The sequence below is a fragment of the Aeromonas enteropelogenes genome, from assembly GCF_020097295.1.
Lineage (GTDB): Bacteria > Pseudomonadota > Gammaproteobacteria > Enterobacterales > Aeromonadaceae > Aeromonas > Aeromonas enteropelogenes.
The window spans coordinates 3,814,524-3,829,879 of record NZ_CP083625.1; the positions used below are offsets into that span (position 1 = coordinate 3,814,524).

14 protein-coding genes are annotated in these 15,356 nt (G+C 59.7%); 1 reads left to right on the plus strand and 13 read right to left on the minus strand.

Translation table 11 applies throughout. From position 1 onward, the window contains the following. Positions 1-156 precede the first annotated feature (156 nt). Positions 157-1,797: an EAL domain-containing protein gene (locus LA321_RS17550; protein WP_042069604.1), complete on the plus strand. Its 1,641-nt coding sequence runs from the start codon at positions 157-159 to the stop codon at positions 1,795-1,797. Here LA321_RS17550 and LA321_RS17555 read toward each other — a convergent pair. The 13 genes from LA321_RS17555 to lolA form a co-directional block, all read right to left on the minus strand. Further along, a complete protein-coding gene (locus tag LA321_RS17555; protein WP_026456411.1) occupies positions 1,760-2,254 on the minus strand; it encodes a hypothetical protein in 495 nt (164 codons plus the stop codon). The genes LA321_RS17550 and LA321_RS17555 overlap by 38 nt on opposite strands. Before the next feature lie 183 nt (positions 2,255-2,437). After that, a complete protein-coding gene (locus LA321_RS17560; RefSeq protein ID WP_026456412.1) occupies positions 2,438-2,800 on the minus strand; it encodes a DUF2750 domain-containing protein in 363 nt (120 codons plus the stop codon). A gap of 112 nt (positions 2,801-2,912) precedes the next feature. Beyond that, on the minus strand, positions 2,913-4,544 hold the full coding sequence (locus tag LA321_RS17565) for a methyl-accepting chemotaxis protein (protein WP_042069605.1): 1,632 nt from the start codon (positions 4,542-4,544) through the stop codon (positions 2,913-2,915). A 154-nt stretch (positions 4,545-4,698) separates the two neighbouring features. Next, positions 4,699-6,003, minus strand: coding sequence for an inosine/guanosine kinase (locus LA321_RS17570; protein ID WP_026456414.1), 1,305 nt, complete (start codon positions 6,001-6,003; stop codon positions 4,699-4,701). A 186-nt stretch (positions 6,004-6,189) separates the two neighbouring features. After that, positions 6,190-6,576: an MAPEG family protein gene (locus LA321_RS17575; RefSeq protein ID WP_026456415.1), complete on the minus strand. Its 387-nt coding sequence runs from the start codon at positions 6,574-6,576 to the stop codon at positions 6,190-6,192. Between the two features lie 40 nt (positions 6,577-6,616). Then, positions 6,617-7,591: a ferrochelatase gene (gene hemH, locus LA321_RS17580; RefSeq protein WP_042069607.1), complete on the minus strand. Its 975-nt coding sequence runs from the start codon at positions 7,589-7,591 to the stop codon at positions 6,617-6,619. 93 nt (positions 7,592-7,684) lie between these two features. After that, complete coding sequence (gene adk / locus LA321_RS17585; protein ID WP_042029209.1) at positions 7,685-8,329, minus strand: adenylate kinase; 645 nt, start codon at positions 8,327-8,329, stop codon at positions 7,685-7,687. Between the two features lie 300 nt (positions 8,330-8,629). After that, a complete protein-coding gene (gene miaE / locus LA321_RS17590) occupies positions 8,630-9,388 on the minus strand; it encodes a tRNA isopentenyl-2-thiomethyl-A-37 hydroxylase MiaE (protein ID WP_042029277.1) in 759 nt (252 codons plus the stop codon). Positions 9,389-9,572: 184 nt separating this feature from the next. Then, on the minus strand, positions 9,573-11,093 hold the full coding sequence (gene purF, locus LA321_RS17595; RefSeq protein WP_042069608.1) for an amidophosphoribosyltransferase: 1,521 nt from the start codon (positions 11,091-11,093) through the stop codon (positions 9,573-9,575). A 21-nt stretch (positions 11,094-11,114) separates the two neighbouring features. Beyond that, positions 11,115-11,603 (minus strand): CvpA family protein, encoded by a 489-nt coding sequence (locus tag LA321_RS17600; protein WP_042069609.1) that lies wholly within the window; start codon positions 11,601-11,603, stop codon positions 11,115-11,117. A 187-nt stretch (positions 11,604-11,790) separates the two neighbouring features. Next, on the minus strand, positions 11,791-13,086 hold the full coding sequence (gene serS, locus LA321_RS17605; protein ID WP_042069610.1) for a serine--tRNA ligase: 1,296 nt from the start codon (positions 13,084-13,086) through the stop codon (positions 11,791-11,793). Between the two features lie 304 nt (positions 13,087-13,390). After that, positions 13,391-14,728 carry a replication-associated recombination protein A gene (locus LA321_RS17610; protein WP_042069611.1) on the minus strand — a complete coding sequence of 446 codons (1,338 nt, stop codon included), beginning with the start codon at positions 14,726-14,728 and terminating at the stop codon, positions 13,391-13,393. Further along, positions 14,728-15,336 carry an outer membrane lipoprotein chaperone LolA gene (lolA, locus tag LA321_RS17615; RefSeq protein ID WP_042070035.1) on the minus strand — a complete coding sequence of 203 codons (609 nt, stop codon included), beginning with the start codon at positions 15,334-15,336 and terminating at the stop codon, positions 14,728-14,730. The genes LA321_RS17610 and lolA overlap by 1 nt, the downstream gene beginning before the upstream one ends. Positions 15,337-15,356 lie beyond the last annotated feature (20 nt).

Here is a 15,356-nt window from a genome sequence, read left to right on the forward strand (position 1 = left end):
ATCTTCGCCGGATTTCAAGCCCGTGAAAGTGGTTTCACTCACAATTTATTCAATCCCGAACGACACATTTACACCAAGTTGCGAGGAACAGCATGGTTTGCCGAACGGGGTCGGTTAGAATCCCCAAGTAACCGCAGCCACCTCAAGGATGACAAGATGGTTCAAAAGCTTGGACGCTCCCTCTTTCTCATTGCCACCATAGTGAGCATACCCTTGCTGCTCCTGCAAGGGTTTTGGTTGGCACTTCAAAGCACACCGGTGACCCTGGTCATCATTTTGTCGACCACCCTGCTTGGCATGGGGCTGCTGTTGCTGCTGGCATTGCGCACCCTGACCGGCATGCAACAACATCAGGAGCTGGTCTGGGTCAAGGCGCTCACGGAGCGGGACCCCGAACTGCTGGACGATCCCGCCTCCCGGGAAGCCCTGCAACAGTTGTTGCTCCAGTTTGAGAGCGATTCGCAGCATGCCCATCGCCAGCTGACCGAGCTGAGCAATCTGGCTACCACGGATGAGCTGACCCAGTTGCTCAATCGCCACGCCTTTCGCCGTGACGTGACGGAGCTGCTGCAGCGGGATCAGGACACCCAGACCGCCACCCTGGTGCTGATCCGTGCCACCGAACTTGGCAAGATCAATACCCAGCGCGGCTTCCAGTCCGGTGATGCCTACATCAAGGACATGGCGAACCTCATCAAGCAGGTGGTGAGCCGCTTTCCGGGGAACCAGGTCTATCGCATCTCGGGGGCCGACTTTGCCGTACTGGTGCAACCCGTGGTCAATATTCCGCCTCACCTGCTGGGGCAGGATTTGAAGGTGGCCTTCGACAATTACCAGGAGCAGCACGAGCTGGAGAGTGCCGCCTACTCGGGCCTTACCCGGCTTAGCAGCGGCCAGAAGATCGAAACCGTGCTTGCCAGAGCCGATCTGGCGCTGGCGCGGGCCCAGACCGAAACCATCAATGGCTGGGCCATCCAGCATGAGGACAACATCACCGATCTGCAGGGCCAACACCACTGGCGCGAGGTGCTGGGGGAAGTGCTGGCCCAGGAGCGTCTCACCTTTACCTATCAACCCATCCAGCCTCTGCATCGCAGCATGATGGCCTACAACGAGATCTACACCCGCTTTTGCGGCAGCGATGGTACGGCCCTGCCGACAGACACCCTGTTTGCCATGGCCCAGCGGCTCGATATGGTGATGCGATTGGAGCAACTGGTGATCGTCCACGTGATGCGCCAGTACCGGGCATTTGGCTCCAACCAGAGTCGCTGGGGGATCAACCTCTCACCCAATCTGCTGCAAAACAGCGCCCTGCTGATCTGGCTGGACAGGCAGCTGCTCAAGGATCCCAACACCAGCGCCAACCTGGTGTTCGAGCTGGACGAGGAGCATCTGGAACGCAATCCGACCGGTGCCAAGCGGGTGTTCGAGCTGCTGCGCCGCAATGGCAGCCGCTCTGCCATCGCCAACTTTGGCAAGGGCATCGGCTCCTTCAGCCTGTTTCGCGAGCTCAAACCCGATTACATCAAGCTCGATCCCGCCCTCATCACCGGGCTGGAGCAGGATCAGACCAACCAGCAGTTTGTGCGGATGATTGTCGACGTGTCACACCGGATGGGGTGCCAGGTGATCGCGGAAGGGGTGGAACAACTGGGCCAGAAGCAGCTGTTGCAAGGGATGTATGTGGATGGCCTGCAGGGTTATCTGATCGCCCGGCCGCAGCCTTTGCGACCGGATATCAGCCAGTTGGGCCTGTTCAGTGAGGATGCTTCAGCTTCAGAAGGGTCAGAATGATGTCGTTGAGCTGGCGGTAGCGCTCCAGCTCCTTCTGATCATAACGGGTCGCCAGACTGGAGGGGTTATGGCGATGCTTGAGGTACCGGTTGATCTGCAGCCGGTTGAAACCCGCCACATGATAGACCTGGCCCAGCAAGGCATTGAGCTCCTCGCTGGGTAGCCCGGCCCGGGCAAGATAGTCGTCATCGGCCGGGCTCTCAATCTGATGACTCCACTTGCCGATGCGGCCGCTCTCCTGCAAATAGCTGAGCCATTGTTCGAGATGGAGGGGCTTGCATCCGGAGAGCAGGGTAAAGAAGCCCACTGCATCGCAGCGGCAATCTCTCAGCAGCACCAGTGCCAGCTGATCGTCATCGCACTGGAACGTCACCGGCCCGGTCTGTGTCCAGTCCAGCGCCTGTATCCGGATGCTGGCCCGCCCACCCTCTATGCCTGTGACGTCGAACAAAAACATGGCTATCCCCCCCCTGGCAAAAGGTTGATGATGGACCATCGCCTGCGCGGGTGCAAAGGCAAATCCCCCTTTGGCCCTCATTATGCCCACGGGATCATAAAAAAGACCGGCATCCTCGCGGATACCGGTCTCATCATTGCTTTGCTACGACACCGGATGTCGGCGTCATCAATGGAGGCGCCTTCAGGCGTCCAGTTCGACCAGCGCCTTGGCCAGCTCGATGGGCTCCAGCTCCTGGCCTTCCAGATCGGCATTCCAGTTCGGGCCCACCAGCACATCGTCATCGTCCAGATCGTTGATCCAGATGTCGAGAAACTCTTCCAAGTCGATCACTTCCGGCTCATAGTCGGCCCACTCGTCCACACAGTGCAGACGGGCATCTTCCTCGGCGGACCAGAGCGGCATCACATCAGCATCTTCAAATTCGGCAGAGCGGCAGACCACCCAGTCTTCACCGTAGCGCAGACCCCAGACCTGACCCGACTCGCGGACTTGTTCAACAAACAGCTGGAAATTGGCGTCAAGATTGTCAGTTAATTTGCTCATGGGGCTCTCTCTTACAGGCGGCTGGCCAATACGGACCAAGAATGGGGCAGATGGTGTCGCAAAAGCCCCCCAGACTCAAGTCAAATCCCTAAAAAGACGGGGGATATCCCCATCAAGTACGATATCGCACCACCAGGGTACTCAACTCATCGCTGGTTTGCGACAAGGAGCCGGCCGCCTGACCGGTACGCCGGTTCTCCACCAGGGCCTCGCTGGCCAACTGGGTAATGGCTGACAGGCGCTGGGTGATCTCCTCGGTCGAACTGCTCTGCTCACCGGCCGCCCCGGCAATTTCGCTGTTCATCGCCAATATGGTGCTCACTGCCTCGTCAATATTGCCGATGGCTCCTTCCGCATCCCCGGCTTTCTGCGCCGTCGAGCGCGACAGTCGCTGCAACTGTTCGATGCCGGTCGCCACCTTGCCGGCGCCCTCCTGCAAGCGCTGGATCATCTGCCGGATCTCGTCGGTAGAGCTGTGAGTGCGAGTGGCCAGGGTACGCACCTCATCGGCCACCACCGCAAAGCCCCTTCCCTGCTCACCGGCGCGGGCCGCCTCAATGGCCGCGTTGAGGGCCAGCAGATTGGTCTGCTCGGCCACCCCGCGGATCACATCAAGCACGGAACCAATCTGCTGCGAGTCCTGCTCAAGGCGCGCCACGGCCTGTACCGTCTCCTCCATCTCGTCCGCCAGCTGTCCTATGGTGGTGATGGTCTGGGCCACAATCTCGCGGCCATGCTGCGCCAGCTGGCGTGCCGATTCTGCCGCCTGGGCTGCTTGCTCGGCATTGAGGCCGATGGCACGGCTGCTGCCGGTGATCTGCACCATGGCCGCCGCCACACGCTGGGTGTCCTGTTCCTGATCGGTCACGATGGCACTGGTGCGTGCCACTACTTGCTCGAGCTGCCGGGCCGCATCCTTGTTGTGGCTGGTGATCTGCTGGGCACGACCGATCAGCTGGGCCATCTGGTTGGCAAACTGATTGAAGTTGGCCGAAAGCAGGCTGAGTTCATCACGACCGCTCTCGGGCAGGCGAAAACGCAGGTCCCCCTCTCCCCTGGCCATGTCACCCAGGGCAGACACCGACTGGGACAGGGGCATCACTATGCTGCGCCGGATCAGGGTCGCGGCCGCGAGCAGCAGCACCGCCAGCAGGGCGCCTATGCCCATCAGGGTACGCAGTACCTGCTGGTATTGCGCCTCCACATCATCCACATAGATGCCGGTGCCGATGATCCAGTCCCAGGGGGCAAACTGCTTGACGTAGGAGATCTTGCGCACCGGCTCGTCGACGCCGGGTTTGGGCCAGTAGTAGGCCACCTCGCCGCTCCCGTTTTGCTGCTTGACCCGCTCGACGAAGGCGACAAACAGCTTGAGCCCCTGCTTGTCCTCCACCCCCGAGAGATCCTGACCATCGAGCTCGGGCTTCATGGGGTGCATCACCATGGTGGGATGGCTGTCATTGATCCAGAAATAGTCGTTCTGGCCATAACGCAGTTTTTGTACGGCGGTCAGCGCCAGTACCTTGGCGTTCTGTTCGTCCAGCCTGCCCTGGCGCACCTGTTCTTCATAGCTGGCGACCAGGCTATAGGCCGTCTCCACCTGTGAACGCGCCTGGTTGCTCTTCTCCGCCATCAGCCCCTGGTAATAGACGCGCAGGCAAGCGAACAGCAACAAGCCCAGCACGGCGACCACCATCAACACCATCAGCATCAAGCGATGGCCAATACTCCATTGCCTCAACATATCGTCATCCTGACAAAATACATTTTGTTAACAAGGTATGCTGACGGCTTCATCCATGTCCATGGTCATCACCAAACGACATCTAAAAACTTGATCCATCTCGAAAAAACAAAAGGCGCCTGATGGCGCCTTTGCATTCAATACGGTGGGAAGATCAACGCTCCCAGTACACCTCTTCCAGGCTGTCCTCTTTCTCCGGCAGACCGCGGGAGAGACGGGGGCTGCTCTGGGCCAGCACCTCGTAGCTGACCCGGTTGGCGTATTTGCACACCTGGGCCAGGGAGGAGTAGGTGAGGAACTCGGAGATGTGCTTGGCGGAGTTGGGCACGTTCATCCGGTGGTAGGAGTTGGCTACCATGTCGTGCAACACGGCGGAAAGGGCACCGTCCCCCGCACCGTTGGTGTTCTTGATCTTCTCCGGGCCACCCATGTAGGGGGAGATGTGGGAGTAGATCCGCATCGGCTTGCGGCATTTGCTGCGTGCCATCGGGCGGCTGAACTCATACATGTTGAACTCGGGGATCACCCCCGGCAGCAGGGTATGAGTGGTCTCGCGCTTGTAGTCCTCGTCGGTGTAGCTCGCCATGTAGAGGCCGATGGGGCCGGCGGTGCAGAGCACCATGTCAGCCCAGTCGAGGGCCTTGTCGGCGGCACCAAGGGGATCGGCGATGCCGGTCAGGGCCTCGCCCTCGTCCTCGTTCATCGCCAGCACGGTCACGTTCTCGGCGATGAATTCGCGCCACCACTGGGGATTCTCGTCGATGACGAAGCGGGTACCCAGGGTCAGTACCACGGGGATGTCGGCCTCACGGGCATAACGCACCGCCGTCATGGCTGCTTCCTTCATGGGGTCGCCATCGTCACCGCGTACCAGATAGGCAGTGATCACCAGAGCTGAGGCCCCCTTGATCACCTCTTCGGGGATGTGGCGCACGTCCAGCTGATTCATCTTGCCGGCATTGATGCCGAAGCTGCGCTCGCCACACTCGGTGATGAAGGTGAAGCAACGACCGATGGGGCCGTCCACCGGCTGCAGATAGTCGAGGTTGACGCGAGAAGAGGTGTTGCACAGATAACGGTAGGCATAGCAACCGATCCGGATATCCTGGCTCATTACCCCCAGCAGGATGGAGTGGGAGTCGGCCAGTACCGAGTAGTTGTGGACCGTGTTGCCGATGGTACCGCCGGCAAATTCGCTCACCACCATGTTGTTGGCCTTGAGCTCGTCGTAGATGCGCTCGGCCACCTCGTCGGTGATCACCACAGAGTGGCCCTTGCTCAGACCATAGCGAGCCAGAAAGTCATCATCCACATGGGCTTCGATGTCAACCAGGGTCTGATCGATACCCACGACATAGGCTTTGCCCAGTTCGGTGAGTTGGGCGCTTTGCGAGATCAGGGGATCACGGCGATCGACAGGGAAGTAGTGTTTGGACTTGCGCTGACCGGGAAATTTCATGGCAATGTTCTGTGCTCTGGGGAAAAGAGGGGCGGGATTTTAACACAATCAGCCGTCCCGAAAAGTCGCCCTGATTAAATTATGGGGTCAGTATAGACAAGGGCTGCAGGGGAAAACGTTTATTCTTCGTCCAACAAAAAACCACCTCGTCGGGAGGTGGTTTTTGTGTATCCAAGGAGGCTCTTTTCAACTCGCCGACAGCAGCAGCGCCAGCACCGAAAAGAGTCCCAGGGACAGCCAGAACAGCAGGGTACCAAACAGCCGCGGCAGATTGGGGGCCTTGGGGATCTGCATGCCGATGGCATGGAGCACCCGACCCGCCAGCAGCATGCCGCCGCCAAGATGAAGCCACAAGGCCCCCGCCCCGGCCAGCTCGCAGAGGGCCATCAGCAGCAGGGTCAAAGGAACATACTCGGCAAAATTGCCGTGGGTGCGGATCGCCGCCAGGAGCTCTGGCGCCTCCCCTTCCCCTATCATCACCTTGAACTGGGCCCGGCGTTTGACCACCCAGAAGGAGAGCAACAGAAACAAGAGCCCCAGCAAGCCTGCATAGAACAGGGTGATATGGATCATGCGATCGCTCCTCGTTGATGCATCCTAATACCAACCCTCCTCACGCCAGCTCGCGACAGATGAGAGAGACCATCATGCGGATATGGGCCTGATCGCTGTTGAGGGCAGGAATATAGGCAAACTGCTCGCCACCGGCTTCCATGAAGGCCTCGTGGTTTTGTACCTGGATCTCCTCCAGGGTTTCGAGACAGTCGGCGGCAAAGGCCGGGCAGATCACATCGAGCCGCTTGATGCCGCGACCCGGCAGGCTGGCGACCGTTTCATCCGTGTAGGGCTTGAGCCACTCCTCCTTGCCAAAACGGGACTGGAAGCTGGCCGTCCACTGCCCCTGCTCCAACCCGAGCGCCTCCGCCAACAGGGCGGCTGTGGTACGGCACTGCTGGCCGTAAGGGTCCCCTTCCTGCTCGTAGCGCTCGGGGATGCCGTGAAAGGACATCAGCAGATGTTCCCCCTGACCGTGCTGCTCCCAATGACGACGCACGCTCATGGCCAGCGCCTGGATGTATTCCGGGTGAGCGTGGTAATCACGAATGAGCCGCACCACCGGCAGGTTGCGCTCTTTTTTCATCGCCTTGGCCCAGGCATCGAACACGGAAGCCGTGGTGCTCACCGAATATTGCGGATAGAGCGGCAACAGGATCACCCGGTTGACCCCCTTGGCCTTGAGCGCCTGCCAGCCATCCGTCATGGAGGGAGAGCCATAGGTCATGGCCAGCTCCACCGGCACATCCACCCCTTCCCGCTTGAGCTCCTGCTCCAGCGCGGTGCGCTGCTGCTGGCTGATGACCATCAGGGGTGAGCCCTGATCGGTCCACACCTGCTGGTACAACTTGGCCACCTTGGGCGAACGGGTCGGCAAGATGATGCAGTGAAGCAGCGGGCACCAGAGGTAGCGAGGCAGATCGACAACCCTGGGGTCATGGAGAAACTGGCTCAGAAAGGCTTTGACGGCGGCGGTAGTGGGGGCGGCTGGGGTGCCCAGATTGACCAGCAAGATGCCTGTTTTCGTGGTCACATTGGCTTCCTGTCTATCTGTCGTGATGCAAAAAGGGCCCATCAGGGCCCTTCTCTTAAATTACCTGATGGTACAGGGTGTCATCGACCGGGCTCAGCCCAGGATGGCGGCGAGCTGCTGGCTCACCAGATCAACCGGCTGGGTGCCGTCGATCTTGACGTAACGGGTGTTGCCCGCTTCCGCTTCCTTGCCGTAGAAACCGATGAGCGGTGCAGTCTGCTGATGGTATACATCCAGACGCTTGCGCACTGTGGTCTCTTCATCGTCGGCACGGATCACCAGATCTTCGCCGGTCACGTCATCCTTGCCTTCCACTTTCGGCGGGTTGAACACCACGTGGTAGGTACGGCCGGAGCCGGAGTGAACACGACGACCGCTCATGCGCTTGACGATCTCTTCGTCCGGTACGTCGAACTCCAGCACGAAATCAACGGACACACCGGCATCCTTCATGGCTTGCGCCTGGGGAATAGTGCGCGGGAAACCGTCCAACAGGAAGCCTTTGGCACAATCGGCCTGGGCGATACGCTCTTTGACCAGACCGATGATGATGTCGTCAGAGACCAGTTGACCTGCATCCATCACAGCCTTGGCTTTCAAGCCGAGCTCGGTGCCCGCCTTGATTGCGGCACGCAGCATGTCGCCAGTGGAGATCTGCGGAATACCGTGTTTTTCCATGATGAATTGAGCCTGGGTACCTTTGCCGGCGCCCGGAGCCCCCAACAGAACAATGCGCATACACGCTCCTATTGATTGGTTATTCAAATCTTGCGAAGGCAAAAAAGTACACGGTTTCGCCCGCTTCTACAAGGGTGCCCCGCCTGAATGAGTAATTAATCGCCTTAAAAATGCAGGGCATACGCCGCCAGGCTGAACCGTAGGCCGAAAGGTAAGTGATTAAACATTCACCATGGGTGCTGGATGGAGAGGAAAAAAACAGATAAAAAAATCCCGGCTAGGGGGCCGGGAATTGCGCTCAAAGAATACTACTTGTCGCTCGTAGTAGGAACGAGGCAATAGTAGTTGGCCCCCGTTGCGTCAACAACTGTCAGAAGTGACAGGAAGACCGCTATGAAACCGGAACTGGGGATCCGGCGAGCAGATAAGGTCGGCCTCCAGCCTGCCGAAAAAGGCCACCCGCTCGCTGATGTCCTCTCCTGCATAGAGTTCGGCCAGCGCCAGATAATCCTGATAGTGGCGCGCCTCGGAGCGCAGCAAGGAGACATAGAAGCGACCCAGCTCCTCATCCAGATGGGGGGCCAGCTTGGCGAAACGCTCGCAGGAGCGGGCCTCGATATAAGCCCCGATGATCATCTTGTCGACAATGGTGGCAGGCTCGTGGGTGCGCACGTGTTGCATCAGGCTGCGGGCATAGCGGGAGGCGGTCACGGGCCCGTAGGGGATGTCGCGGGCCGCCATGATCTCCAGCACCTGCTCGAAGTGGTGCAGCTCCTCCTGAATGAGGCGCACCATGGGAAACAGCAGCGGATTGCGCGCCAGCTCCTCGAACACGGTGCGATCGGACTCCCCCATAGTACGTTTGCCGAGGATCTCTGCCTTCTCGGGGATGGCGTCCAGCTCGCGGTAGAATTCCAGCTTGGGCAGCAGGTGGCGCTTGCCCTTGGGCAGGCAGTAGCGGCGCACCAGGCTGTGAGCGGTGAGCGCAGCCTTGTTCTCGCAGTTGGCATGATCGATGAGCAGGGTCGGCAGGTGGGCGGGATCCCGCGCCATCTCCACCCACTCATCCGGGGTCTCACAGTGCAAAAACTGGCGCACGGGGGCTAGCAGATCATCCATCTGAACTCTCATCTGATCGGAAAACATGGCAGGCGCCTATGCTAGCGGATCCCGCCGTCACCGCCCACCCCTGCACGCATAAGCGCCGCTTTTTCAAACAAATATCCCCTGCCCTCCCAAGTTGCAGAAACAACAATGGGGGCCAGGGCCCCCATATCATCATCTTTAGCAACGGAGAAAACGTTTAACTGCCTTCGTTAAAAATTTCCAGATTGCTGGTGCCTTCGTGCCACTCGCGTACCGCCTTGCTGTCATCGTTGCGCAGGGCGTTCAGGTGGTCCAGATAGGATTGATCCACGTCGGCGGTGACATAGTGGCCGTTGAACACCGAGGTCTCGAAGTGGCGCAGCTCCGGGTTGATCTCCCGCACCGCGGCTTCCAGATCTTCCAGATCCTGGAAAATCAGACCATCAGCACCGATCAGGGCACACACCTCTTCCACTTCCCGACCGTGGGCGATCAGTTCGTTGGCGGTGGGCATGTCGATGCCATAGACGTTGGGGAAGCGGATCTCGGGGGCGGCGGAGGCAAAGTAGACCTTGGCGGCACCGGCTTCCCGCGCCATCTGGATGATCTGCTCGGAGGTGGTGCCCCGCACGATGGAATCATCCACCAGCAGCACCTTCTTGCCCTTGAACTCGGAGCTGATGGCGTTGAGCTTGCGACGCACCGACTTCTTGCGCTGGGTCTGGCCAGGCATGATGAAGGTACGGCCAATATAGCGGTTCTTCACGAACCCCTGACGGTACGGCAGATCCAGGGTGTGGGCTATCTCCAGCGCCACGTCGCAGGAGGTCTCGGGGATGGGGATGACCACATCGATGTCGAGATCTTCCCACTCGCGGGCGATCTTCTGGCCCAGCTTGCGACCCATGTTGAGGCGGGCGGCGTAGACCGAAACCTTGTCGATGAAGGAGTCGGGACGGGCGAAGTAGACATATTCGAAGATGCAGGAGCTCATCTGCGGGTTCTCCGCACACTGCTCGGAGAAGAGCTGACCCTGTTCGGTGATGTAGATGGCTTCGCCCGGGGCGACGTCACGCACGGTTTCAAAACCGATGGCGTCGAGCGCCACACTCTCGGAGGCGAGCATGTACTCCACCTGACCCTGTTCGTCCTGACGACGGCCGAGGATCAGCGGGCGGATGCCGTTCGGATCGCGAAAACCGATGAGACCGTGGCCAATCACCAGGGAGACCACCGCATAGGCACCGCGGATCTGCTGATGGGTCTTGCGCACCGCGGCGAAGATGTCCGCCGGAGCCAGCGCCATCTTGTCACACAGATCCAGCTCGTGGGCCAGCACGTTCAGCAGCACTTCGGAATCCGAGGTGGTGTTGATGTGGCGACGGGCCACCTTGAACTGCTGCTCCTTGAGCTCCTTGGCATTGGTGAGGTTGCCGTTATGGGCCAGCACCATGCCGTAGGGGGAGTTCACATAGAAAGGTTGGGCTTCTGCCGCACTGGAGCTGCCTGCGGTGGGATATCTGACATGACCGATGCCGATGTTCCCTTGCAGACGCTGCATGTGGCGCACTTCAAACACGTCCTTCACCAGGCCATTGGCCTTGCGTTGCCGGAAGTTTCCACTGTCAATGGTTACGATCCCGGCGGCATCCTGTCCCCTGTGCTGCAACACCGTCAAGGCGTCGTAGAGGGCCTGATTGACCGGAGTGGTGCCTACAATACCGACAATACCACACATGTCTTTGCTACCTCGAAGTCACTATACCTGTTTAAGAAAACTCGATGAGTTCAGCATGAACCCGAAAAACCACTGGATGACCGGCTTGAACTCGGGCACCAGTTTGGAGGCCTGCCACCAGTCGCTCTGGGAGAGGCTGGTGAAAGTATCCATGAAAAAAAGCAGGGCACTGACGATCAGTACCCCGCGAATTGCACCGAAGCAGACCCCCAGCACCCGATCGGTACCCGAGAGGCCGGTCTTGTCCACCAGCAGGCCCACCACATAGTTCACCACGCTGCCGAGGATCAGGGTCGCCACGAACAGGGCGGCAATGGCCAGGCCGTTGCGCACCAGGGCATCGGAAAAGGAGGTGAAGTAAACGGCGAGATCAGGATAGAAATGGCTGGCAATGAAGAAGGCGACAAACCAGGTGACGAGTGACATGGCCTCCTTGACGAAGCCGCGCACCAGGCTGATGAGGGCAGAGAAACCGACGATACCGACGATGGCGTAATCAATCCAGACCATAGAAAAAGATGTCCTGCGAAATTGCGGCGCAGTCTAACAAAAACGATTGCGCAATGCTTGATAAAATTGTGTTACATGTTCAAAGAAGCGCCGGTTGCGCAGATTTATTCACGATAAAAACGGTTGACCGGCGCCAAAATGCACAACGCCATGGCATGGCCATGGCGTTGTCGTTACCAGCGCGAACTTAACCTATGTGGGTCAGACCGCCCATGTAGGATTGCAGCGCAGCCGGGATGGCGATGCGACCATCTTCCTGCTGGTAGTTCTCGAGCACGGCCACCAGGGTGCGGCCCACCGCGAGGCCGGAGCCGTTCAGGGTGTGGATCAGCTGCGGCTTGCCGTCGATGCGCACGCGGGCCTGCATACGGCGCGCCTGGAAGTCGGTGCAGTTGGAGACGGAGGAGATCTCGCGGTAGGTATTCTGGGCCGGCAGCCACACTTCCAGATCGTAAGTCTTGGCGGCGCAGAAACCCATGTCACCGGTGGAAAGAGCCATCACGCGATACGGCAGCTCCAGCAGCTGCAACACCTTCTCGGCGTGGCCGACCATCTCTTCCAGTGCATCCCAGGATTTCTCCGGGTGAACCAGCTGGACCATCTCGACCTTGTCGAACTGGTGCATGCGGATGAGGCCGCGGGTGTCACGGCCGTAGGAGCCCGCTTCGGAGCGGAAGCAGGGGCTGTGGGCGGTCATCTTGATGGGCAGTTCCTGCTCGTCGAAGATCTCGTCGCGGGCCATGTTGGTGAGCGGTACTTCGGAGGTCGGGATCAGGGAGAACTTGCGCACCTTGCCCTCGTCTTCCCCTTCTCCACCGATGCCGGTGTTGAACAGATCTTCGGAGAACTTGGGCAGCTGACCGGTGCCGTACAGGCTGTCCGGGTTGACCAGATAAGGCACGTAGCACTCGGTGTAACCGTGCTGCTGGGTATGCAAGTCCAGCATGAACTGGGCCAGGGCGCGGTGCAGACGGGCAATCTGGCCCTTCATCACCACGAAACGGGCACCGGAGAGCTTGACGCCGTTCTTGAAGTCAACGCCCTTGGCCGCTTCGCCCAGATCCACGTGATCGCGCACCGGGAAATCAAACTCGCGCGGGGTGCCCCAACGGCGCACTTCCACGTTGTCATTCTCGTCGCGACCGACCGGGGTGGTCTCGCTCGGCAGGTTGGGGATCATGTCGGCGATGGTCTTGAGCTCGGCCAGCAGGGCCTCCAGCTCGACCTTGCTGGTTTCCAGCTCTTCGTTGATCTTGGTCACTTCGGCCTTGAGGGGAGCAACATCTTCACCACGACGGGCAGCTTCACCGATGGATTTGGAGCGGGCGTTGCGCTCGGCCTGCAGCTCCTGGGTACGGGACTGCAGATCCTTGCGTTTCTCTTCCAGAGCATTGACAGCCGCTACGTCCAGAACGTAGCCACGTGTCGCCAGACGAGCGGCAGCTTCTTCAATGTCGCTGCGCAGATATTTGGGATCCAGCATGGTTTACCTACTTTTTTAAAATGGGATCTGAGCCTGGGTCATCATGACGGGCTTGGAAACAGATCCGGAAGTTAACATCGGTTGGCATACCCCAATCGTCTTCAGAATCGGACCCGGAGGATCGGGTCGTCGAAATCAGGAAGATGGCACCAAGCCAAGACAAACGGGGTCAGAGGGGCAGTGTAGCAGACCGCCCCCCTGCCCGAACAGGGACTATTTACCTCGTTTTCGCGACGGATCACGCCAAGGGGCCCAGATTATTCAAGGGGTTGGCCAATTTTCAGACAATATGCTCCCGCAGGGGTCAGGGGCGCCGTTTATTGGGACTCTGTCGGTCCAGATCATGGAGATAATCGAGCTTCTGGGCGATCTGCTTCTCAAGGCCGCGATCGGTGGGCTGATAGTACCGTTTGCCGGCAAGCTCGGGCGGGAAATACTCCTCGCCGGCGGCATAGGCACCGGGCTCGTCGTGGGCATAACGGTATTCGGCGCCATAGCCGAGCTCGCTCATCAGCCTGGTCGGGGCGTTGCGAAGGTGCACCGGCACCTCGAAATCGGGCAGATTCTTGGCATCCACCAGCGCTGCCTTCCAGGCGGTGTAGACCGCATTGCTCTTGGGCGCGCAGGCGAGGTAGACGATCGCCTGGGCGATGGCCCGCTCCCCTTCCGCCGGTCCCACGCGATGAAAACAATCCCAGGCGGACAGGGCCACCTGCATGGCGCGCGGATCGGCATTGCCCACGTCTTCTGAGGCAATCGCCAGCAGGCGGCGGGCGATGTAGAGGGGATCGCAACCGGCGCTCACCATGCGGGCATACCAGTAGAGGGCCGCATCGGGGGCCGAACCGCGGATCGATTTGTGCACCGCTGAGATGAGGTCGTAGAAGTGGTCGCCCTTGTTGTCAAAGCGCGCTACGTGCTCCCCCACCACGGCGGCGAGCAGAGCGCTGTCGATCTGCTTGTGGCCGCTAGCGTCCTGTTCGGCCATGTCGGCCAACAGCTCCAGATAGTTGAGGGACTTGCGCCCGTCCCCATCCACCGCCTTGGCCAGTGCCTCCTTCACCCCGGGGGCGAAGGTGAGCGCCGGATCATTGAGACCACGGGGATCCGTCATCGCCTGATCGATCATGGCGAGGATGTCATCCTCTTCAAGCCTTTTGAGCAGATAGACCCGGGCCCGGGAGAGCAGCGCGTTGTTGAGCTCGAACGAGGGGTTTTCGGTGGTGGCACCGATGAAGGTGATGGTGCCATCTTCGATATGGGGCAGGAACACATCCTGCTGGCTCTTGTTGAAGCGATGCACCTCATCCACAAACAGGATGGTACGCACCCCGCGCCAGCTGTTTTCTTTGGCCTTGTCGATGGCGGCGCGGATCTCCTTGATGCCGGAGGTGACAGCCGAAACCCGCTCCACCTCGGCCTGGCAGTAGTGGGCTACCAGTTCGGCCAGGGTAGTCTTGCCAGTCCCGGGCGGCCCCCACAGGATCATGGAGTGGCAGTGGCCCGCCAGGATCGCCTTGCGCAGGGGCTTGTCGGGCCCGAGGATATGCTGTTGGCCGATATACTGGTCAAGGTTTTGCGGCCGCATCCGGGCCGCCAGCGGACGAAAATCCGACGAGAAATCCAGCGACAGATTGCTCATCAGCGTTGATCGTCCAGCTCGACCCCCTTCGGGATCTTGAACACGAACTCGTTGCCCTTGAGCACCGGCTTGCGGTTGAAGCTGCTCAAAGTGAACTCGCTCCACTGCCCCTGTGCCTCTTTCACGTCGAAGCGGCTGATGTTGTCCTGGCGATCGAAAGTGACGCGGAAGGAGGTGATCAGCTCATCCTGGTTGCGGCTGGTGACGGTATAGACATCCCCCTGCCGGGTCACGTCATAGTTCTTCCAGAATTTGTCGTCATTGCCCGCGATCAGGATGAAGGGGGTATTGAGCACCGCATCTTGCAATTTGAGGGCGGTGACCTGTTCGACGAAGGGGTCATAGACCCACACATCCTTGCCATCAGCCACGATCAGACTCTCGTCCGGTGAGGTGGTGTGCCAGTTAAAGCGATTGGGGCGCTGCACCAGCAGGGTGCCGCTGGCCTTTTGCAGCTCCTTGCCCTTGCTGTCGTAGACGGTCTGGGCAAACTTGGCGGAGAAGAGACTCACCCCCGCCAGTTTCTGCTTGAGATCGCTGGCCGCATCGGCCCACGCCTGGCTGCTGGCCACCAGCAGCACGGTTCCCATCAACAGTTGTTTTTTCATCAGGCTTTTCATAAGACGCT